We start from the raw sequence: 21,802 nt of genomic DNA, 5'->3' as shown, positions 1-21,802 counted from the left end.
TGCTCGCGCGCCGGCCCCGCCAGATCGATGGCGGGGCCGGCGTTCAGGTCTCCGGGGCCAGCAGCGCCAACAGCTCGGCGGGGGCGGTACGTGCCCGCATGCCAGGGTCGATCAGGCGCGTGCATCCGTCGAGTTCGACCGTCGCGGCGACTTCTCCGCCCGTGTGCTCCAGGTGGATGACGGCCACGGCGGTCGCTGTGGCCGTGCACGAGCGTGCCTCCGACGGTGCCGTACGTGCGAGGGCGGTGAGTTCCCGTGCGGTGTCGGCGTCCAGCTCCCGCACGGCGACGAACGTGGTCGTGTCCGCGCCCGACGTGCGCGGTGTCGACGACACTGCGGCGTAGTCGCAGAGCCGTGCGCCGGTGATGGCGTCTGCATCCGGCCAGGAGGGCATCGCCATCGGGATGACCGCATCGTCCGGGAGCGGCGTGCTCCCCGGTCGCAGCTGCTCGGTATCCTGCAGATCGATGTCGTCCAGACCAGCGATGACCAGGAACTGTGGCTGCGTGTCGCACCCGGCCGAGCTCGCGGCGCGCGAATCGACGAGAGACGTCGCGGTGAACGTCTTCTCCGCCGCGTCCAACGCCGCGAGCGCCGCTTCCAGACCGACGGGTTTGGGGGCGCCGCAGCCGTCGGTCGGGATCGCGACACGGATCACTGTTCCGTCGTCGCCTTCGAGCCAGAGTTCGGGCACCACGTAGGCGATCGCCGGGCAGGGGCCGAGCGAGTGCGGATCGCTGGGCTGTGCCAGGGCCGCGAGCACGGGTCCCAGGTCACCCTCCAGTCGCTCCAGGATCACACCGGACCATGTTCCCTCTGCATCGTCCTGGGAAGCGTAGGGGTCGCACCTCAGCACGGCGACCGCGGTGAAGCCCTCCGGGACCCGACCGCCTTCGGCGTAGCCGTCTTCATACGTCTCGGGGCAGGCGACCTCGGCGACGGGCGTCGCCTCGCTACGGGGGTCGGGACCGATGCCGGGAACCAGCCCGCAACCGCTGAGCAGCATCGCGAGGCCGAGCAGCGCGATCGCTGTCATCCGTCGCATTCGTGCCACCTCCTCTTTCGACGGTAACGGGGGAAACGAGGAGATGGGCAACAGAGCCGTAACGATCGACCGCCGCAGAGTCGAATGCCGGCGACTCCGTCTGCACGCCCGTCGCGCGAGTGCGGTTATGCACCGCCCCGGGTGCGGAGGGGACGGAGTGTGCCCGGGTGCTCGTAGCCTGGCGGGATGGTCTCCTCAGAAGCGTCTCCTGGTGAGGTGTCGCGCGTGCGCCCGCATCGGCTGCGACTGAGTATCGGAGCGGCAGTGGTGCTGGGGCTCGTCGTGCTCTCGACAGCAGTCGGCCTGGGCATCATGCGGGGGCAGGCCGCCCCGAGCGAATCCGTCCCTCTCACAGCGTCCGCTGCATCTCCGGCACCCGGCGGGGACCTCTACGTGCACGTGCTGGGAGCGGTGGAGCGCCCGGGGCTGTACGTGCTCGACCTCGATGCCCGTCTGGTGGACGCGGTCGCAGCCGCCGGAGGGACCACGGATGACGCCGACCTGACTGCGGTCAACCTGGCGCGCGTCCTGACCGATGGAGAGCAGATCGTGGTGCCCGTCGTGGGAGCCCGAGCCGAGCCCGGTGCGCCCTCCACGGGCTCTGCCGACGACCGGATCGACCTGAACACCGCGGACCAGTCGGCGCTCGAGACCCTGCCGCGCATCGGTCCGGCGCTGGCTGAACGGATCATCGCATGGCGCGAGGAGAACGGCAGATTCCAGTCGGTCGACGACCTCCTGGCCGTGCCGGGCATCGGGGAGAAGCTGCTGGAGGCGATCCGCGAAGGAGCCCGGGTCTGATCGCGGGGCGGGAACGTCGAGGTCGATTCGGCCCTCAGGCCCGTAGCCTGGAGAGCATGACGCTCACGAATGCCCGTACCGCCGCCGAGGTCGTCGACTGGCGCCGCCGTGTCTTCGCCCTGTATGCCGCCGTGCGGCAGTCGGACTCCCCGGAAGAGGCGCACGAACTGTGGCGGATCGAGAGGGACGAGCTCATGCTCCACCATCCCGCGACAGCCCTGTCGGCAGCGGATCGAGCTCTCTTCGAGGGACTGCCCATTGCCTCGTACGATCCGCAGTGGCGCTTCGAGCTGCCCATCCTGGAGGCCGAACCCGGTGGGTTCGACTTCGCGACCGGGACCGACGGCATCGTTCCGTTCGAGCGGATCGGCATCGTCGAGGTTCCGGATGTCGGCGCGCTCGACGTCTGGCGACTGAAGTCCTACGGTGGCGGGCTGTTCATCCCCGTGCGCGATGCGCTCGCCGGCCGGCCGGGCGGGACCTACGGCGGTGGACGCTATCTGATCGACACGATCAAGGGTGCCGACCTCGGATCGGATGCCGCGGCGGGCACGATCGTGCTCGACTTCAACTTCGCGTACAACCCCTCCTGCGCGTACGACCCCGCATGGGCGTGCCCGCTCGCGCAGCCGGGAAACGTGCTGTCGGTCGCCGTACCGGTGGGGGAGATGTACGCGGGTACGGCGGGCTGAACGTTCGGCCGCGCTCGTCTCGATACGCTGAGAGCCATGGGGGCGACGAGTCAGTGGGCGCGGCGATTCGGTGCGATCGGTGCTGTCGTGGCGGTCACGGCGGTGCTTCTCACCGCCTGCAGCGGATCCGCTCTGCACGCGGATTTTCGCGCGGCGTTCGCAGAAGACGACGCGGTCGGCGGGTTCGAGCTCTCGACCGCCGACAACATGCCGTTCACGGACGGGCTGAGCGCCGAGGTGCGGGCGCGTGACGGTGCCTCCGCTGACGAGCTAGTGGCATTGGTCGGCCGTCTGAGCGAGTTCGCGCGCGAACATGACGCTGACGATGTGCGGATCACCGTCGAGGCCGCCGATCTGACCGTTCCCGTCTTCGCGGATGCCGAGATCAGCACCGGTGCGATGGCACGCGGGCTCGATCTTGTGGATGACGATCGAGTCGACTCCGTCGTCCTCAGCGCGCGCACCGAGGCGAAGGTCGTCACGGCCGTGAGTATCCGCCTCTCGGACGCCGGCAGCCCCGTCGCAGCCTTCGACCTCGCCCGCACCGTTCCCGTGCTGCTCGACGACGTCACCGGCGGAGCGAACCTGCATCTGACGATCGCTGCGGAGGATCGGGTACGGATCGACGGGAACGCGGGCGTCTGGGTCGACGGCGTCGAACAGGTCTGGCACGCGGTGTCGAACGAGGTGCCTGTCACCGGTCTGCGCGCCGAGCCCGGACGGCTGAAGCTCACGCTCGCGACAGAAGCGGATCTCGCCGCAGCGCAGGCGCTCAGTGCCGCGACGGCGGTAGCTCTGGTGGTCGTCTTCGCGAGCCCGCTCGTTCTGCTCGGCGCGGATGCATCCGGCGATTCGGCTCGTACCTTGCTCGGTGCGGTGGCGCCTGCGGACGTCTCGGGCGTGCGGAACGTGTGGACAGATGACGACCGGACCGAGTTCTTCGTCGATTCCGTGGCGCAGGCGACAACCACGGCGGCGGCCTTGTCGGCACGTCCCGAATCGGTGGCCTTCACAACGCTGACGGTGACCGTGGGCGACCCCGATGAGCCGTCGCTCAGCGTGTCGGCGGCACCGTCGAGACTCGGAGACATCGTCGCGTCCGCGGGTGACCTGCTCGCAGACGGCGACGTCACCTCACTGGTGAGCACGCCACGCGGCACGACGCTCGTGTTGGCGGGGGATGCCACCGAGGCTGAGCTCGAAAGTCGCCTGTCCGCGCTCTCCGGGCTGGCCGACGAGGGAAGTCGCCTGTGTGTGAATCGCCCCGACGGCACAGGCGTCTGCGCCGCCGCCCCGTGAGTGAGGTGGTCGGGAGTTCCACGGCGCGGTGAGAACAGCGACTGCCTCAGAGGCCGTCGAAGACGCGGCTCGCCCCGTGGATGTGCGCCTCAGCGAGTTCACGGGCAGTCTGCGCGTCGCCATTGGTCAACGCCTTGGCGATCAGATCGTGCTGCCGCGCCGCTTCGAGAGCCCATTCCGCGCGCTCGAGGTTGAGCGCCGTCGACACCGCGAGGCGGGCGATGGCGCGACGGTGCGCATCGGCGAGGAACTCATTCCCGCTCGCTTCGACGATGAGGCCGTGGAAGAGCATGTTCGACGTCGTGGCCGCCGCCGAGTCTCCGCGGCTCACCGCATCGGCGAAGTCGTCCGCCGCCTGCTCGAGATCCTTGAACCACACCGGAGCGATCAGGCCCGCGCGTACGCGGTCGGCGGTGAGCGCAGCGGAGAACCCTTCGAGGTCGCGCCGGAAGTCGAACAGTCGCCGCATGGCGTCGTGGTCCAGCCCCGCGACGACCACTCCACGAGCGACGGGCGAGACCAGCCCCTCGGCGAGCATCCGTCCGAGTGCTTCCCGCACGGGAGTGCGGCTGACGCCGAGTTCCTCTGCGAGAGCGGCCTCTCGTAGACGTTCGCCGGACGTGTACGAGCCATCGAGGAATCGAGACCAGATGACGTCATAAACCGATCGAGTCGATCCCACCGCGGTCTCAGATCTGTTCATCCGTCGAGCATACATCGCATGCGTAATTCGTGCTTGCACTTTTTGCATGCAATGCATACCATCGTGTTCGGAGGTAGTCGATGGAGTTCGAAACGGTGGTGCTGCTGGCACTCGCGGGTACGGCATCCGGCGCGATCAACGCGATCGCCGGCGGTGGGTCTCTCGTCACGTTTCCGACTCTGCTGGCGCTGGGGTACCCGCCCGTGATCGCGAACATCACGAACACGGTCGCCGCGCTGCCCGGTTATCTGGGCGGAGCGTGGGGGTATCGGCGTGAGCTCATCGGCCAACGTCGGCGCATCGTCGTTCTCGGCATCGTCACGGTGGCCGGCGCAGTGTTCGGCTCCGCGCTCCTCCTCCTCGGAAGCGAGCGCACGTTCACCGCTGTCGTCCCGTGGCTCGTCCTGGGCTCCACGCTCCTGCTCGCCGCGCAACCGATGCTCACTTCACTGGTCCGGAGGTCGGCGCTCTCGGCCTCGGCGTCCGCTCGCCCTCGCGAAGCGCTGCGCTGGGCAGGCCTGGGCCAGCTCGGTGTCGCCGTGTACGGCGGCTACTTCAACGCAGGTCTCGGCATCATGATGCTCGGTGTGCTCGGCATCGCCCTGCACGAGACCCTGCATCGAGTCAATGCGCTCAAGAGCGTCCTCTCCGTCGTGGCCAGTGCGGTCTCCCTGGTGTACTTCGCGACCTTCGCCACCGTGGCGTGGCCGGCTGCCGCCGTCATCGCCATCGCCGGCCTGCTCGGCGGATGGCTGGGCGCGGCATTCGGTCGTCGTCTTCCTGTCCCCCTCCTCCGTTGGTCTGTCGTGACCTTCGGACTCATCGTGTTCCTCGTCCTCCTGGTGAAAAATGCTTCCTGAACGTTCAGACCTGCTCCTGCGCAACGCCCACATCCTCTCTCTGGAGGCGGATGTTCCGGAAGGAAGGGGCGACGTCCTCATCCGCGACGGTGTCCTCGCGGCCATCGGGCAGGGGCTCACCGCTCCCGCGGGCGTGGAGGTGATCGACGCGACCGGCCACATCGCGATGCCGGGCTTCATCGACACGCATTGGCACCTGTGGAATTCGCTGCTCCGAGGCACCGTGGGCGATGCGCCGGGACGTGACTACTTCTCGGTCAAGCGGGGCATCGCACCGCACTTCGACCTCGACGACTTCTACTGGTCGGCACGTTTCGCATTGGCCGAAGCGGTGCAGAACGGCATAACCACCGTGCATAACTGGGACCACAACGTCCGCGACGCCGGGGATGTCGACGCCAACCTGCAGGCGCAGATCGACTCCGGCCTCCGGGGCCGCTTCTCCTACGGTCCCCGCGATTCGTCCGCTGCCACGGAGATGATGGACTTCGAGGGACTCGACGCCGCACGCGCCAGATGGTCTGCCGCGCGTCTGGATCACCGCATCCACTTCGGCGTCGCGCTGCGCGGTCCGTATCGGACATCCACCGACCTGTCGCAGCGGGAATGGCGGGGCGCCCGCGAGCGCGGCATGCCGATCACGATGCACTGCGACCGCTGTCTTCGGGAGAACGGCTGCACCTCCTGCGGGCTTACTCGACTCGACCGCGAGGGGCTCTTGGGACCCGATGTGCAGGTGGTGCATGCGATCCACGCGTCGCCAGCCGACGTGGAAGCCGTCGCGCGTACCGGGACGAAGATCTCCGTCAGCCCGCTTTCGGAGATGCGCACGATGGGTTTCCCCCAGGTGACCGAGTTCCTCGAGGCCGGAGCACTCACCTCCCTGTCGGTCGACACCCTGGCGATGCCGGCGAATGCCGACGTTCTCAGCACCCTCCGCGCGCTTCTGTCCGCCGAGCACGCGCGAAGCGGGCGTGCGACGTTGACACCGCGGATCGCGCTGGAGATGGCGACCATCCGCGCCGCTCGTGACCTCGGGATCGAGGACCTCACCGGATCCCTGCTCCCGGGCAAGAGGGCCGACCTGCTCCTGCTCGACGCTTCCCACTCCTCCCTGCTCCCGAGTGGAGACCTCGTCGAGAGCCTGATCTACAACGGCACCTCCTCCGCGATCCGCACGGCGATCTGCGATGGACGAGTCCTGATGCGCTCCGGCGCCCTCGTGCAGGACTCCGCGCGGCACGCGATCTCCTCTGCGAACGAACGACGAGACGCCCTCGTCCGGCGCGCCCGTGACGCCGGTACGTGGACGGACAACTGACCCTGGAAATGAAAGGCAGTCGACGATGATGAGCCACAATCACATCCCCGTGACCGAAAGCCGCGCGGACAGATCCCGTACCTCGGAGAGAGCGCCGGCGACGACCGGTCCGCGCGCCTCGGTGCTGATGTTCCTGCTGATACTGGTCGCCTATTCCGTCAATGCGATGGATCGTATGGTCTTCCCGGTGCTCCTGCCGGAGGTCCGCCTCGAATACGGCTTCGGGTTGCCCGAGGCGGGACTTCAGTCGACGTTGTTCGCGCTGGGAATGGGCCTGACCGGCATTCCCGCTGGGATCGCACTGCGTCGCTGGAGCCGCAAGAACGTGCTCATCCTCGGCACGATCCTCTTCTCCGCGGCGACCGTGCTGACGGTCATGAGCTTTGGATTCTGGGACATGGTCGCCTGGCGGGTGCTCTCCGGCGTCGGCGAGGCGCTGCAGCTGGTCGCCATCCTCACGATCGCGTCGCATGCCTTCCCTCGCCGACGCGGAGTGGCGATCGGGTCGGTCAACGTCGCCTTCGCGACCGGGTCGCTCATCGGACCCAACCTCGGCGTCCTGCTGCACGAGCAGTTCGACACCTGGCGCGCTCCGATGATCGCGTTCGGCGTCATCGGGATCATCGCCGCGCTGCTCGTGTGGGTGGGAGTGCGATCACGATTCACGGAGCAGCGGTCCTCGACCGAGATCGCGCATCACATCGGTGGTTCGACCACCTTCCTCAGCCGCAACCCGCTCATCCTGGGCGTGATCACCATTCTGTTCGGTCTGATCGATTTCGGGTACATCGGAATGTACGCGAGTTTCACCATCGAGCATCTCGGCTTCAGCAGTGCCGAAGCCGCCTTCGCCATCGGACTGTCGGGGCTCGCTGCCTTCGCTTCGCCCCTGGGCGGGCTCCTGATCGACAGGTTCAATCCGAAGCGAGTGATCTTCGTCTTGAGCATCGCCCAGGCCGTCTGCGGTGTCGCGCTGTTCGCCGGACCGACGGACCTCGCGTGGCACGCCACATGGTCGTTCTTCTTCGGGCTGGTGGCGAGCTCCGGCATCTACGTCGGTCTGGCGACCGCGCTGGTGAAGAGCATGAGCGAAGACCACTCGTCTCGCGCGTCTGGCCTCTTCACGAGCTGCATCTACATCCCGGCCGGGTTCGCCGGACTCCTGTTCGGCTTGATCGTGAGTGCTGCCGGCTGGAACGTCGCCGGTCTCATCCAGATCGCCGGCTTGTCCGTCGTCTCGGCCGTCCTGGCGCTCGTCCTCCGCGACGTCGACTTCAGTCGGCTCGCATCCACCACCGTTCAGAGGAGTGAACATTGAAATCCCTGTGGCCCACCGACCAGAAGCTCGTACCGATCGCTGATTCGGACGAGGGGTTCCCCGTCCGCCGGATCTACTGCGTCGGACGCAACTACGTCGACCACATCCGAGAGATGCGCGAGGGGGACGAACGTGATGACCCCTTCTTCTTCCAGAAGCCCTCGGATGCGATCGAACTCGACGGTGCGGAGATCCCCTATCCCGCCGCGACCGCGGATCTGCAGTACGAAGGCGAGCTCGTGATCGCGATAGGGGAGCGCCCCGATCCGTCCGGCGATCCGATGGATGCCGTGTTCGGTTTCGCGGCCGGCATCGATCTGACGCGTCGGGACCTGCAGAGGGCCTCGGTGACGCAGGCCCGCCCGTGGGAACCGGGCAAGTCGTTCGATCGGTCTGCGCCGTGCGGCACGATCGTCCCGCGCGCGCAGGTCGCGGGAATCGACACCGGCGCCCTCGTGCTGGCCGTCAACGGCGAACCCCGTCAGCGCACCAGCTTCGACCTCATGATCTGGCGCGTGCCGGAGATCGTGGCTCAGCTGAGCGCTCTCTACTCCCTCGAGCCGGGGGATCTCATCTACACCGGTACTCCGGCAGGCGTGTCCGCGATCGAATCAGGCGACCGCGTCACGGTGCACATCACCGGACTCCCGACCCTGTCCATCTCCATCACCGACTAGGAGGAATCATGAGACCGAGTGAACGTCTCGACTACAGCCCGATCTCCGAGCGGCCGCACCGCACGCTGCCGGACGGCAAGAAGGTGGCTGTCTGGGTGATCGTCAACATCGAGGAATGGAAAGACGACGAGCCCATGCCTCGCACCGTGCTCACGCCACCCGCCGGCGGCGTGCCCACGCCCGATGTGCCGAACTGGTGCTGGCACGAGTACGGCAACCGGGTCGGGTTCTGGCGGCTGCTGAAGGTGCTCGACGCCCATGGAATCCCCGTCGTCCTCGCCGTGAATGGGAGCGCTGTCGCGACCTACCCGGCGATCTCGAACGCCGCTCTGGAGCGCGGATGGGAGTTCATGGGCCACGGCTATGGGCAGAAGAACATGCAGAAGGTCCCGAACGAGCGCGAGGACATCCGCCGGACCACGGAAGCGATCCGGGCTGTGACAGGGAAGGATCCGCGTGGCTGGCTCGGTCCCGGGCTGACCGAGACCTGGGAGACGCCGGAGATCCTGGTGGAGAACGGCTACGAGTACGTCTGCGACTGGGTGCTCGACGATGAACCCGTTGAACTGCGCACCGAGACGACGCCGCTCACCAGCATCCCGTACACCCAGGAGTGCAACGACGTGGCGATGATGCTCATCCAGCACCATCCGGCGCGCGAGTACCTCCAGCGCGCCACCGATCAGTACAATCAGCTCGCCGAGGATGCGGAGGAATCCGCCCGCGTCATGGCCCTCGTGGTGCACCCGTACATCATGGCCGCGCCGCATCGCCTGACCTACTTCGATCAGGCGCTCACCCATATCCGCAACGACGAGCGGTCGGTCTTCATGACCGGGGAGCAGATCCTCGACTGGCACCGGGCGACGGCTCCGCTGCCGGCCATGGTCGGCAGCGGCGACTGATCGCTGCGGATCCGGCGGCGGCTCGATGAGACCCACATCGAGCCGCCGCCGCTGCGAGCCGCCTGCGTCTGGCCGAGGTTCTCGCTGTCGAAATCGGTCGCCGGAACCTGTTTGAACGGGACGACACCCGACTCCGTCTGCACGGCTGACGTCGACGAGAGGTTCTCCGGTGGTCGCGCAATCGCTTGCGCGCGAGGTCCCTGCTGCGTCTTAGCGTGGCCGGATGCGAGTGAAACCGGCGGGAGCGTGACGCGGTCGGATGTGCGTCTGCTGCCGGTCGCCGTCGGAGCGTGGGCCGTCACGTTGCTCGGGGTCTTCTCGGCACCGATGACGTGGTGGATCGCGGGCGGATGCGCGCTCGGTGCGGTGAGCATCCTCGTCGTCGCGTGGCGTCGCGCCCACGCGACCACCGGTGCGGGCCTCGCGATCGTGACCCTCGCAGTGATGACGGCCGCGCTGATCTCCGTCGGCTCGGCGCTGCCGGCACGGACGGAGGCCGTCGAATCCGGCGGGCGTGTGGTGGAGGTGATCGCGGGCATCACGTCGTCGGCATCGGTCGGTCAGGATGGACGGCTGTGGTTCGAGGCACAGACGGCGAGCATCGGCGTGCGAGGCGAGCCGCGTTCGGTGTCGGTGCCGGTCCGGATCGGGGTGGAGCCGGGCGACGGGTTCGACCTGGGGGCGGAGATCCGCGTGGTCGGCGAGGCGGCGGCGACGGATGCGGGAGAGCGGTCGGTCCTCGTGATCTACGCCGGTGAGGCGGAGATCGTCCAGGCGGCACAAGGGGTATTCGGCGTCGCGGCTGATCTGCGGCAGTCGTTCATCGAGCGGGCTGCACGGCTCCCGGAACCCGGTGCCGGGCTGCTTCCAGGGCTCGCCGTGGGCGACACCCGCGCGGTGTCCACCGAGCTGAACGACGACATGCGCACGACCGGCCTCAGCCACCTCACCGCCGTCAGCGGGGCGAACTGCGCGATCGTCGTGGGCGCCGTCTTCTGGCTGTCGGCGCTGTGCGGATGTCGACGAGGTCTGCGCGTGCTGCTCTCGGCTGCGGCACTGAGCGGCTTCGTGATCCTGGTCACCCCGGAGCCGAGCGTCATCCGCGCCGCCGTGATGGCGGGCATCGCGATGCTCACCGTGCTGATAGGTCGGCCCCGAGCCGGGGCGGGGATGCTCGCGCTCGGCGTCACCGGCATCCTCCTCGTCGATCCGTGGCTGGCGGCGACACCGGGATTCGCGCTGTCCGCTGCGGCATCCGCGGCCCTCATCCTCTTCGCGCCCCCACTCGCACGGGGCCTTGCGCGCATGTTGCCCGCTCCGCTCGCCCTGGCGATCGCGGTGCCGCTCTCTGCACAGCTCGTCTGTGGTCCGATCATCGCGCTGTTCGCGGAGCAGCAGTCGCTGATCGGTGTCGTGGCGAACCTGCTCGCGGCGCCCGCCGCCCCCGTGGCGACTGTCGTCGGCATGCTCGCGTGTCTGGCCGCGCCCGTGCCGCTGCTGGCCGATCTGCTGGCGGCGTCGGCGTGGCTGCCCACGGCGTGGATCGCGACCACGGCGACGACGGCTGCGCAGGTGCCGCTGGCGCAGGTCCTGCTCCCCGCAGGCATCCCCAGCGCGCTCTTCGTCGCGGCCGTGAGCGCCGCCATCGGCGTCGTACTGCTGCGGAGGCCGTCCGCACTGTCCGGACGCGCGCAGTCGTGGTGGCGATGGAGCCGAAGGTGCTCTGCGATCGTGCTGATCGTCGTCTCCGGCGGGGGCGCGGGCCTGGCCGCTCTCGATGGGCCCCTGGCCCCCCTCCGCACCCCGGAAGGGTGGGCGATCGCCGCGTGCGACGTCGGTCAGGGCGACGCACTCGTCGTGCGGTCCGCTGGCGACATCGCGCTGATCGACACCGGGCCGGAACCCGACGCGCTCCGTTCGTGTCTGCGGTCATTGGGTGTCGAGCGGATCGATCTCCTCGTGCTCACGCACTTCGATCTGGATCACGCGGGTGGGGTCGAGGCGGTCGAAGGGCGCGTCGGCGAGGTGCTCCACGGGCCGACGTCGGATCAGGCGGACCAGCGGTCACTGGACCGGCTCGAAGCCGGGGGAGCCGTCCTGCACGATGCGTCGGCCGGTCTTCACGGTGTGCTCGGTGCCACGTCGTGGCGGGTCCTCTGGCCGCAACGAGACTCTGTCGCGTTTCCCGCGGGGAACGACGCCAGCGTCGTGGTGGAGTTCGCCGGGGGAGAGGTACCGCGGTCGCTGTTCCTGGGAGACCTGTCGGCGGCGCCCCAGCGGATGCTGATGCGCACGGCGCAACTCACCGGTGGGTACGCGGTGGTCAAGGTCGCGCACCACGGGAGCGCGGATCAGGAGCCCGGTCTCTACGAGGCCGTGCATGCGACGCTCGCGATCTTCAGCGTGGGCACGGGCAACGACTACGGGCATCCTCGCGAGGATGCCCTCGCCCTGCTGGAGGCGACCGGCTCTCACCTTCTGCGCACCGACCAGCAGGGGCGCATTCTGATCGGGATGCAGGCCGGCGAACTGCAGGTGTGGACCGAGTCGAGCGTCGGCGGCCCCGGGTAGGCTGGGGGCATGGCTGCTCCGCGTACCTCATCCCGTGGCGGGGCGAAGCCGACGAAGATCCCTCAGGTCTCCTGGCGGGAGCCTCGGCCGGCGCCTCTGGTGCTCGTCTCGGGTCCCGAAGAGATCTGCGCCGAACGTGCGATCGCCGGCGTCCGCGACTACCTGCGAGCCGAAGACCCCGCGCTCGAGGTGACCGACGTCCGCGCCGACGACTACGCCCCCGGCACGCTGCTCGCGCTGACCTCGCCGTCGCTGTTCGGCGAACCGCGACTGGTGCGCGTCTCAGGCGTCGAACGCTGCTCCGACGCCTTCATCCAAGAGGCCGTCTCGTACCTCGAGCACCCGCAGGAGGGGGCGACCGTGGTTCTGCGCCACACCGGCGCGAGCGTTCGCGGCAAGAAGCTGCTCGACGCTCTCCGCGCCGGCACAGGCGGCGGGATCGAGATCGCGTGCCCGGCGATCAAGCGCGACGGTGACAGGGTCGACTTCGCGGCGGGGGAGTTCCGCACGGCGAAGAAGCGCATCGCGCCTCCCGCGCTGCGGGCACTCGTATCGGCGTTCGCCGACGACCTCACCGAACTGGCCGCCGCCTGCCAGCAGCTCATCGGCGATGTCGATGGCGACATCACGGAAGACATCGTCACCAAGTACTACGGCGGACGTGTGGAGGTGTCGGCGTTCGTCGTCGCCGACACCGCGATCTCCGGCCGCTACGGCGAGGCGCTGATCGCGCTGCGGCACGCACTGGCGTCCGGCGCTGACCCGGTGCCCATGGTCGCCGCGTTCGCGATGAAACTGCGAACCATGGCCCGGGTTGCAGGAAACCGTGAGCCGAGCAGGCAGCTCGCCCAGCGTCTGGGCATGAAGGACTGGCAGGTCGATCGTGCCCGCCGCGACCTCGCGGGCTGGAACGAGCGTTCCCTGGGCCTGGCGATCCAGGCGACCGCTCGGGCCGATGGTGAGGTGAAGGGCGCTGCGCGCGATCCGATCTTCGCGCTCGAGCGCATGGTCACCGTCATCGCGACGCGGCAGCCGTTCGGCGAGGACTAGTCGTACGACGTCGCCTCCCGGACATGCGGCGAGGATGCGAAGAAGGCCCGCCCCGAAAACGGGACGGGCCTTTCTCAGATGCTTCAGCTCAGAGAGCGGAGACCTGCTTGGCGAGAGCCGACTTGCGGTTCGACGCCTGGTTCTTGTGCAGGACACCCTTGCTGACGGCCTTGTCGAGCTTGACGGACGCCTTCTTGAACGACGCCTCAGCTGCGGCCTTGTCGCCGGCGGTGACGGCGGTGCGGGTCGAACGGATGAGCGTCTTGAGCTCGCTCTTCACGGCCTTGTTGCGCTCGTTCGCCTTGGCGTTGGTCTTGTTGCGCTTGATCTGCGACTTGATGTTTGCCACGTGTGGACACTTTCTGTACAGGAGTGATTCGGAGTGTCGGCATCAGAAGAGGGCTGCTGCACGACGGTCGTGAGGGAAGAACCCACACGCAAGCCAAGAACCAACTCTACCAGCAGTGGGCAGGATCACGCGAAACGAGGTCGTGGCGCGGTGTCCGGTGGAGGCGAATGGCAGAGCAATCTCGAAACTCAGTCGCGGGAGGCGTGGCACCGGGTGCAGAATCATCCTTATCCCGACATCGACGTCAAGGAGCGCAATGAGCCCCGATCCCGTCCGCCTGGTCCTGCCTGCCGGTTTCCGCTGGTCTGCCGCTACCTCCGCCAAGCAGATCGAGGGCTCACCCCGTGCGGATGGCGGAGGGCTATCGATCTGGGATGACTTCATCGCCACGCCCGGAGCGGTGAAGGACGGCTCGACAGCAGACCCTGCGTGCGACAGCTATCGGCACCCGGACGCCGATGTGGCGCTCGCCTCCGGACTGAAGCTCGACCGCTATCGGTTCTCGATCCCATGGGCGCGCGTGCAACCGGATGGCCGAGGATCCGGCAACAGCGCCGCGCTCGACCACTACTCCCGCTTCGTCGACGCGCTCCTGGACGCAGGCATCACGCCGTTCCCGACCCTGTATCACTGGGAGATGCCGAGCGCGGTCGAGGAGGACGGTGGCTGGCTGAATCGTGACAGCGCCGAGCGGTTCGCCGACTACGCGTCGATCGTGGCCGAGCGGTTGAGCGACCGGGTGACGCACTGGTACACGCTCAATGAGCCGGCTATGACCACGCTGCAGGGATACGCCACAGGGGTGCTCGCTCCAGGGCGGCAGCTGCTGTTCGATGCCCTGCCGACCGTGCACCATCAGCTTCTCGCGCATGCCCGCGCCGCAACTGTCCTGTGCGCACACGGCGCCACCGCGGTCGGGCTCGTGAACAATCACACCTGGGTGCAGCCGCTGCACGATACGCCGGAGGACCGGGCAGCCGCCCTGGCGTATGACACGATCCACAACGGCGTCTTCCGAGAGCCCCTGCTCGCCGGGTCGTACCCGGACCTCGCGGTGTTCGGCCTCCCCGACATGCCCGTCTTCGACGGCGACCTCGAGGCGATCGGGTCTTCGATCGACTTCTACGGCATCAACTTCTACAACCCGACGACGGTCACGGCCGCCGATCCGGCGAGCCCGATCCCGTTCGACATCGTCCCCACGCCGGGCGCGCCGGTCACCGGGTTCGGTCCGGAATGGCCGATCGTGCCCGAGGCGCTCCGCGACCTCCTGATCGATCTGCATGCCCGCCACCCGCGGATGCCCGCCGTGATCATCGGGGAGAACGGGGCGTCGTTCCCGGAGCGGGACCGTGCCGGGCGGGTCGACGATCACGACCGGATCGACTACCTCTCCCGCCACATCGCCGCAGTGGCCGAGGCCGTCGCCGGCGGCGTCCCTGTGGAGGAGTACACCGTGTGGTCGCTCCTGGACAACTGGGAGTGGGCCGACGGCTACACTCAGCGCTTCGGTCTGGTGCATGTGGATTTCGCGACCGGGGAGCGCACTCCCAAAGCCTCGTACGACTGGTACCGCGACCTCATCGCGAGCGCACGCAGAGAGCACGCGCAGCCCCGCACCATGCAGACGGAGGAGACGCGATGACCACGACGACGAAGGTCGGCGGCCGCTGGATGACGGTGTTCACGCTCGCGTGGCTGGCGATCTGGACCGTGCAGCTCACGCCCGTGCAGCTGCTGCTGCCGCTGCAGCTCGACACTCCGGAGGACGACTGGATCCGCGGAGTGGTCTCCTCAGGTCTGGTGCTCGGCATCGGTGGGCTGGCCGGCATCGTGGCTGGACCGGCGGCCGGTGCACTGTCGGATCGGGCCGGCGTGGGACGACCACGCCGGCGACCGTGGGCGCTCGCAGGCGTCTGGCTCACGGCCGTGTGCCTCGTCCTCACCGGGTACGCCGAAGGCCCGTGGGCGGTGGGGGCCGCATGGGTCGGCGTCTCGATCGGCGTCGCCGTGTCGTCGGCGGCGTTCACCGCTCTCATCGCCGACCAGCTGCCTTCGACGCAGCGCGGGGCGGCATCCGCGGCCGTGGGTTCCAGCCAGGCGGTCGGCATCGTGCTCGGTGTCGGGCTGGTCGTGCTCCTGGGGCTCGGGATCCAGGCGGGTTATCTGCTGCTCGCGGGAATCATCGCGGTGGCGGGAACGGCGGCGGCGCTGCTGTTGCCAGATCCGCCCGCGACCGCGCAGATGCGGCCACCCCGCGAGGGCAGGCGCCGACTGGGATCCTTGCGCGACCGCGATTTCGCATGGATGCTCTCCGGCCGTCTGGTGACCAACATCGGCAACGCGCTGGGGACCGCGCTGTTCCTGTTCTTCCTGTTGCACGGCCTCGGGCAACCGAACGCGGCGGCGCAGGACAACCTCCTGCTGCTGATCGTGGTCTACACGGTGTTCGTGGTGCTGGCCTCGGTGCTCACCGGGATCATCTCCGATCGCACCGGCAACCGGCGGCGACTGACGGTCGCGGCGACAGTGGTGCAGGCCGCCTCGGGCGTGGCGATCGCCCTGGTGCCCACGTTCGAGATGACGATGGTCGCGGCGGCGCTGATGGGGCTCGGCTACGGCGCGTTCTCGACCGTCGGACTCGCCTTCGCTGCGGATCTCCTGCCGGACGAGCAGGACCACGCGCGGGACCTCGGCATCGTGAACGTCACGGCGGCGCTCGGTCAGCTGATCGGGCCGGTGCTGGGCGCGGGGCTGGTCGCGCTCGTCGGCGGGTTCTGGCTGGTCTTCGTCGCCGCGGCGGTGCTCTCGATCGTCGGGGGAGTGCTCACCGCTCTCGCGCGGCAGCCAGCCCGGTCATGAGATCGACTGCGTCTCCACCGTCGCGATCGCGAGCTGCAGCACGGCGTTGAACACCCGAGGGCGCATGGCTGTCACCAGGTGCGTCGTGCGCGGCACGATGATCAGCTCGGCATGCGGTGCGAGCCGTCGGAAGAGGTTCTCGTTGACGCGCAGCTGGTCGTACTGCCCGTTAACGAACCAGAGCGGGATGCGGATGCGTTCGAGCGCGGCCGCGATGTCGAGATCGGCAAGGCTCTGCAGGGCGCGGTCCTGCGTATCGAGCGCGTAGCCACCGGCCGCGAAGTCGGCGCGCGTCTCGAGCGGGATCGTCGCGTCGAGGATGCGTTCGGTGAGCCAGAGCCCGCGATCCGGGAGCCGATCCACCGCGCGCGCGACGATCCGGTAGGCAGACAGGCTGGTTCCGCGGGGGAACGCGGTGCAGGACGCGGCGATCAGCGCGGTGACGGGCGGTTCTGTGCCGCCGCCGACGTACGCGAGACAGAGCAGTCCGCCCATGGAGTGCCCGACCAGGAGCACGGGACCTCGCTCGGCAGCAGCACGCACCGCGGCATCGATCGTGTGGAGCGCCTCGTGGAGCGTGAAGTCCTCGTCCATCCGCGTGCCGTGCCCGGGGAGATCCACCGCCGTGCAGGCATAGCCGTTCTCATCCAGATACGCGACCTGGGAGCGCCACATGGTGGCGGACGTGCGGATGCCGTGCACGAGGACGATCTGGACGCTCACGTGATCAGCCTAGAACGTCCTGTCGCGCTCGGCGCGGGCGCCCGTCCGGGCCGTCGTGCCGGTCAGCCCAGCAGGTTCGCGGAGAGGATGCCGAGCGCCACCGCGATGCTGAAGGCGAGGACGGGAGCCCACGCGAAGGTCGTGGCGGATTCCGTGCGGGGGTGCTCCGGCGGCCCGAGCTCCTCGCGCGCCTGCTCGATCGCCTCGACCACGCCGACGAAACGGCGGCCGGCCGGCAGCGGTGATCCGTCGGTTTCCTGATCTCGGCGCGGATGCACCGTGGGGGAGCCCCACGCCCGGACCATCGCGCCGTGGGTCCGAGTGACGATCAGTTGATAGCGCACCTGGAGGCCGGCGATCTCACCCCACGGCAGCGTGTGCGTGCGCAGCACGTTCACGATCGTCAGTCCCTCCGGCGAGACGACGAGGCAGGGACGGATCAGAAGTGCCCAGCACAGGATCAGGAGGGCAGCCATCCAGGGCGCGGCGAGGAGGATCGTGGACCACTCGGAGCGGATCCCCGCATCGGCGAGCATGAAGACGAACAGTGCGGCCAATGCGCCGCTGATCCACCACCCGGACGCACCGCGCATCACGACCTGGTCGTCTGCACGTCCTGCCCCGCGACCTCGCTGACTCACGCCGGCTGCAGGATGTCCTGCTCCGCCCAGTGGCACGACACATCGCGTCCTTCCACCGTGCGCAGCTCGGGAGCCCTGGTCTCGCATTCGTTCTGCTGCTCGGGCGGGAGGATCGCATACAGGGGGCAGCGCTTGCGGAACGCGCATCCCGTGATCGACTCGGTCGGCGAGGGGAGATCGCCCGACAACAGGATGCGTTCACGCGTGCGCTCGATCTGCGGGTTCGGAATCGGCACAGCGGACAGCAGCGCGCGCGTGTACGGATGACGCGGGTTGCTGAAGATCGCGTCGGAGTCGCCGTACTCGATGATGCGTCCGAGATACATCACCGCCACGTCGTCGGCGATGTGGCGCACCACCGCGAGGTCGTGCGCGACGAACAGGTAGGAGAGGCCGAGCTGCTGCTTGAGGTCTTCCAGCAGGTTGATGACACCGGCCTGCACCGAGACGTCGAGCGCGGACACGGGCTCGTCGAGCACGAGGATCTTCGGCTCGACCACGAGCGCACGGGCGATGCCGATGCGCTGACGCTGGCCACCGGAGAACTCGTGGGGATACCGTCGGGCGTAGCTCGGCTCGAGACCGACGAGCTCGAGCATCCGTCGCACTCGCCGCGAGATCTCCTTCGCCGGGACATCGTGCACCGTGAGCGGCTCGCCGATGAGCTCCTCGACCGTCATGCGCGGGTCGAGCGATGCGGCGGGATCCTGGAACACGATCTGGATGTCGGTCCGCAGAGCGCGGCGCTCGGACGGTGACAGCGTGGCGGTGTCGACGCCGTTGACGGCGATCCGTCCGGCCTGAGGCTTGGCGAGTTCCATGACCTCCATGACGGTGGTCGACTTGCCGCAGCCGGACTCGCCGACCAGACCCAGAGTCTTGCCGCCCTTGAGCTCGAAGCTGACGCCGTCGACCGCGCGGACGGTGCCGATGCGACGGCGGAACACGGTGCCCTTGGTGAGGGGGAAATGACGCTTCACGCCTTCCACCTCGAGCACCGTGCCGCGGGTCTCGACTTCCCGCACGATCTCCTCGACCGGAGCAGGCGGGGAGAAGACCTCGTCGCGCGGGAGTCGGCCGTCGACGATCTCGGTCGAACGGATGCACGCGGCCGCCTGCATCGGGGCGACGGGCACGAGGTCGGGTTCGATGTCGCGGCACGCCGAGATCACCGCGGGGCAGCGATCGGCGAACGGGCACCCCGTCGGGATCTCGGTGAGCAGCGGGGGGCGCCCCTCGAGCGGCACGAGTCGCGCAGAGCGGCTGTCGACCATGTTCGGCATCGAGCGCAGCAGCCCGATCGTGTACGGCATGGTCGGCCGCTCGAACAGATCGTCGACCGGCGCGGTCTCCACGATGCGGCCCGCATACATCACGGCGACGCGGTCGGCGTTGCCGGCGACGACACCGAGGTCGTGCGTGATGAGCACCACGGCTGCGCCCGTGATGTCCTTCGCGGTCTGGAGCACATCCAGGATCTGCGCCTGGATCGTGACGTCAAGCGCGGTCGTCGGTTCGTCGGCGATGATCAGCTTGGGGTTGTTCGCGATCGCGATCGCGATCATGGCGCGCTGGCGCATTCCGCCCGAGAACTCGTGGGGGAAGGACTTCACGCGACGGCGGGGCTCAGGAATCCCGACGACGTCGAGCAACTCGATCGCCCGGGCCTCCAGTGCCTGCGTGCTGAGACCGGGCTGGTGCAGCTTCAGACCTTCGATGATCTGCTGACCGATCGTGTACACCGGGGTCAGTGCGGACAGCGGGTCCTGGAACACCATCGCGATATCCGAGCCGCGCATCTTGGAGAGCTGCCGGTCGGTGGAGCCGAGGAGCTCCCTGCCGTCGTAGGTGATGGAGCCGGTGACGTTCGCGGTGCTGGGCAGCAGCCCCATGACGGCCATCGACGACACCGACTTGCCGGAGCCGGATTCGCCCACGATCGCGAGGAACTCGCCGCGGTTGACCTCGTAGCTGACGCCGCGCACGGCGTGGACGGTGCGTGCCTTGGTCTCGAAGGTGACGTTGAGGTCGCGGACGCGGAGCAGGGGTTCAGGCACGGTTGTTCTCCGATGTCGGGTCGACGGCGTCACGCAATGCATCTCCGAGCAGACTCGATGCGAGCACGGTGGCGACGAGGAGGATCGCCGGGGGGATGAAGAGCCAGGGGCGGGTGGTCGCTGCGGCGCTTCCCGCGGCGAGCAGGGTGCCCAGCGACACGTCCGGCGGCTGGATGCCGAATCCGAAGTAGCTGAGGGTCGTCTCGGCCAGGATCGCGGCACCCACACCCAGGGTCGCATCGATGATGAGCAGCGAGGCGACGTTGGGGAGGATGTGGCGGCGGATGATCGTGAAGCCGCCGACCCCCATGAAGCGCGCGGCCTTGACGTAGTCGCGCTCGCGCAGCGACATGGTCTGTCCGCGGATGACGCGGGCGAGCACCATCCAGCCGAAGAGGGGCAGGAAGACGACGAGGGCCACCCAGGCGAGGTCCTTGAACAGCGGGCTCAGCAGCACCAGGATGTAGAAGCTCGGGAGGACGAGCAGCAGATCGATGATCCAGACGATCACGCGGTCCCAGACGCCGCCGACGTAGCCGGCGATCGCTCCGACCAGACCGGCGATGATCGCCGTGAGCGGTCCGACGATCAGACCGATCAAAAGGGACTTCTGCAGCCCTGCCATCGATTGGGCGAAGATGTCCTGCCCGATCGTGTCGGTGCCGAACCAGTGATCGAGGCTCGGGCCCTTGTTGAAGGCGAGGTAGTCCTGGTCGGTCGACGACCAGGGATACAGCAACGGGCCGACGTAGGCCAGCAGGAAGATCAGCACCAGTGCGATGGCGCCGATCCACGCGCGCTTCGCGGAGAAGGTGCGCAGGAGGATCAGCCGCCAGCGCGGGATGGAGGGAGCGTTGTCGGTCTCGGGTTCGAGCACCGGCGCGTCCAGCTGTGTGGGATCGAGGGTCATCTCACATCCTCACTCGGGGGTCGAGGGCCGCGTAGAGGACGTCGGCCAGTGTGCCCGCGATGAGCACCAGGATCGCGGCGAACAGGATCGATCCCGTCGCCGCGTTGATGTCGTTGTTCGAGACGGAGTCGATCAGGTATTCACCCATTCCGTGCCAGCTGAAGATCTTCTCCGTCACTGCGGCACCGGTGAGGATCGTGCCGAAGGAGTAGGCGAAGAACGTCGACATCGGGATCAGCGCCACGCGCACGCCGTGGCGCATGATCGCCGACCCGCGGGTGCGCCCCTTCGCGCGCGCGGTGCGGATGAAGTCGGAGGAGAGCACGTCGAGCATCGCGCTGCGCTGGTAGCGGGAGTACGAGGCCGCCGCCGTGACGGTCAACGCGATCGTCGGCAACAGCAAGTGCGTCAACCGGTCGCCTATCACCGGCCAGAATCCGGTGACGCCCACGCTGTATTCGCCCGTGAAGTTGATGAGCTGCTGTCCGGCGGCGTTGTTGAGCCAGGTCGCGCCGATCATGAGCACGACCGCGATCACGAAGATGGGGGTCGCCAGCACCGTGAACGAGGCGTAGGTGATGATCTGATCGCTCGCACGGTATTGCCGGATCGCGCCCCAGACGCCCAGCAGGATGCCGAAGATCGCTCCGAGGATGGAGCCGATGATCAGCAGCCGCAGGCTGGTTCCCGCGCGGTCGAAGATGTCGGCGGTCACCTGCGTTCCGCGCGCGGAGATTCCGAGAGACCCGGTCGTGACCAGCTGCACGAGCCAGTCCATCGTGCGCTGGAGCAGCGAGACGTCGGGGTTCGCGCCGATCTTGTCGAGCGCGGCGTCGATGGACGACTGCGGGACCGGGGGATTCTTGCCCATGAATCGCGCCGCCGGCTGAAGCGTGGTCGAGACGAGGGCGTATCCGGCCAGCGTGGCGATGACGGTGAGGATGAGATAGTTCACCAATCGCTTGGCGATGAATCCGATCATGGAGCTCCTTCGGCGCGGGATCGCCGCGCACCTGAG

20 protein-coding genes are annotated in these 21,802 nt (G+C 68.3%); 12 read left to right on the top strand and 8 right to left on the bottom strand.

Annotation, left to right across the window (positions count from 1 at the left end):
* Positions 1-43: 43 nt before the first annotated feature.
* Positions 44-1,045: a hypothetical protein gene (locus KZC51_RS13060; RefSeq protein WP_247630379.1), complete on the bottom strand. Its 1,002-nt coding sequence runs from the start codon at positions 1,043-1,045 to the stop codon at positions 44-46.
* 186 nt (positions 1,046-1,231) lie between these two features.
* On the opposite strand from KZC51_RS13060, the gene KZC51_RS13055 reads away from it, so the two are divergent.
* Genes KZC51_RS13055 through KZC51_RS13045 form a run of 3 tightly spaced genes read left to right on the top strand, consistent with a single transcriptional unit; the run spans position 1,232 to position 3,837 of the window.
* Positions 1,232-1,846, top strand: a complete 615-nt coding sequence (locus tag KZC51_RS13055) for a ComEA family DNA-binding protein (protein ID WP_247630378.1) — start codon at positions 1,232-1,234, stop codon at positions 1,844-1,846.
* Positions 1,847-1,902: 56 nt separating this feature from the next.
* Entirely contained in the window at positions 1,903-2,538 is a 636-nt protein-coding gene (locus KZC51_RS13050) for a DUF1684 domain-containing protein (RefSeq protein WP_247630377.1), read from the top strand.
* Between the two features lie 36 nt (positions 2,539-2,574).
* Positions 2,575-3,837: a hypothetical protein gene (locus tag KZC51_RS13045; protein ID WP_247630376.1), complete on the top strand. Its 1,263-nt coding sequence runs from the start codon at positions 2,575-2,577 to the stop codon at positions 3,835-3,837.
* A gap of 46 nt (positions 3,838-3,883) precedes the next feature.
* Here the strand turns inward: KZC51_RS13045 and KZC51_RS13040 are convergent, their stop codons facing one another.
* Positions 3,884-4,540 (bottom strand): GntR family transcriptional regulator, encoded by a 657-nt coding sequence (locus KZC51_RS13040; RefSeq protein ID WP_247630375.1) that lies wholly within the window; start codon positions 4,538-4,540, stop codon positions 3,884-3,886.
* A gap of 80 nt (positions 4,541-4,620) precedes the next feature.
* Between KZC51_RS13040 and KZC51_RS13035 the strand changes: the two genes are divergently transcribed.
* From KZC51_RS13035 to holA, 7 genes are all read left to right on the top strand, one after another.
* Entirely contained in the window at positions 4,621-5,400 is a 780-nt protein-coding gene (locus KZC51_RS13035) for a sulfite exporter TauE/SafE family protein (protein ID WP_247630374.1), read from the top strand.
* Positions 5,390-6,721 (top strand): amidohydrolase family protein, encoded by a 1,332-nt coding sequence (locus tag KZC51_RS13030; RefSeq protein WP_247630373.1) that lies wholly within the window; start codon positions 5,390-5,392, stop codon positions 6,719-6,721. The genes KZC51_RS13035 and KZC51_RS13030 overlap by 11 nt, the downstream gene beginning before the upstream one ends.
* Before the next feature lie 49 nt (positions 6,722-6,770).
* On the top strand, positions 6,771-8,039 hold the full coding sequence (locus KZC51_RS13025) for an MFS transporter (protein ID WP_247630372.1): 1,269 nt from the start codon (positions 6,771-6,773) through the stop codon (positions 8,037-8,039).
* A complete protein-coding gene (locus KZC51_RS13020; protein WP_247630371.1) occupies positions 8,036-8,716 on the top strand; it encodes a fumarylacetoacetate hydrolase family protein in 681 nt (226 codons plus the stop codon). Before KZC51_RS13025 ends, KZC51_RS13020 begins: the two co-directional genes overlap by 4 nt.
* Positions 8,717-8,724: 8 nt before the next feature.
* Complete coding sequence (locus tag KZC51_RS13015) at positions 8,725-9,621, top strand: polysaccharide deacetylase family protein (RefSeq protein WP_247630370.1); 897 nt, start codon at positions 8,725-8,727, stop codon at positions 9,619-9,621.
* Positions 9,622-9,867: 246 nt separating this feature from the next.
* On the top strand, positions 9,868-12,192 hold the full coding sequence (locus tag KZC51_RS13010; RefSeq protein ID WP_247630369.1) for a ComEC/Rec2 family competence protein: 2,325 nt from the start codon (positions 9,868-9,870) through the stop codon (positions 12,190-12,192).
* A 9-nt stretch (positions 12,193-12,201) separates the two neighbouring features.
* Positions 12,202-13,242, top strand: coding sequence for a DNA polymerase III subunit delta (gene holA / locus KZC51_RS13005; RefSeq protein ID WP_247630368.1), 1,041 nt, complete (start codon positions 12,202-12,204; stop codon positions 13,240-13,242).
* Between the two features lie 88 nt (positions 13,243-13,330).
* Here holA and rpsT read toward each other — a convergent pair whose 3' ends face one another.
* Positions 13,331-13,591 (bottom strand): 30S ribosomal protein S20, encoded by a 261-nt coding sequence (gene rpsT, locus KZC51_RS13000; protein WP_247630367.1) that lies wholly within the window; start codon positions 13,589-13,591, stop codon positions 13,331-13,333.
* Between the two features lie 256 nt (positions 13,592-13,847).
* On the opposite strand from rpsT, the gene KZC51_RS12995 reads away from it, so the two are divergent.
* Together KZC51_RS12995 and KZC51_RS12990 are read left to right on the top strand one after the other, a co-directional pair.
* Positions 13,848-15,236, top strand: a complete 1,389-nt coding sequence (locus KZC51_RS12995; RefSeq protein WP_247630366.1) for a GH1 family beta-glucosidase — start codon at positions 13,848-13,850, stop codon at positions 15,234-15,236.
* Positions 15,233-16,453 (top strand): MFS transporter, encoded by a 1,221-nt coding sequence (locus KZC51_RS12990; RefSeq protein ID WP_247630365.1) that lies wholly within the window; start codon positions 15,233-15,235, stop codon positions 16,451-16,453. Before KZC51_RS12995 ends, KZC51_RS12990 begins: the two co-directional genes overlap by 4 nt.
* Here the strand turns inward: KZC51_RS12990 and KZC51_RS12985 are convergent.
* From KZC51_RS12985 to KZC51_RS12965, 5 genes are all read right to left on the bottom strand, one after another.
* The gene (locus KZC51_RS12985) at positions 16,448-17,176 is read right to left on the bottom strand and encodes an alpha/beta fold hydrolase (RefSeq protein WP_247630364.1); all 729 of its coding nucleotides are present in this window, start codon (positions 17,174-17,176) and stop codon (positions 16,448-16,450) included. The genes KZC51_RS12990 and KZC51_RS12985 overlap by 6 nt on opposite strands.
* A gap of 62 nt (positions 17,177-17,238) precedes the next feature.
* Positions 17,239-17,817: a PH domain-containing protein gene (locus KZC51_RS12980; RefSeq protein ID WP_247630363.1), complete on the bottom strand. Its 579-nt coding sequence runs from the start codon at positions 17,815-17,817 to the stop codon at positions 17,239-17,241.
* The gene (locus KZC51_RS12975) at positions 17,814-19,916 is read right to left on the bottom strand and encodes an ABC transporter ATP-binding protein (RefSeq protein ID WP_372491784.1); all 2,103 of its coding nucleotides are present in this window, start codon (positions 19,914-19,916) and stop codon (positions 17,814-17,816) included. The genes KZC51_RS12980 and KZC51_RS12975 overlap by 4 nt, the downstream gene beginning before the upstream one ends.
* A complete protein-coding gene (locus KZC51_RS12970) occupies positions 19,867-20,784 on the bottom strand; it encodes an ABC transporter permease (RefSeq protein WP_247630361.1) in 918 nt (305 codons plus the stop codon). The genes KZC51_RS12975 and KZC51_RS12970 overlap by 50 nt, the downstream gene beginning before the upstream one ends.
* A 1-nt stretch (position 20,785) precedes the next feature.
* A complete protein-coding gene (locus KZC51_RS12965) occupies positions 20,786-21,766 on the bottom strand; it encodes an ABC transporter permease (RefSeq protein WP_247630360.1) in 981 nt (326 codons plus the stop codon).
* Positions 21,767-21,802: the final 36 nt, after the last annotated feature.

This window comes from Microbacterium croceum (assembly GCF_023091245.1).
Classification (GTDB): domain Bacteria; phylum Actinomycetota; class Actinomycetes; order Actinomycetales; family Microbacteriaceae; genus Microbacterium; species Microbacterium croceum.
Note: the sequence above shows the minus strand (reverse complement) of the source record. Positions and strands in the feature narration are given on the sequence as shown.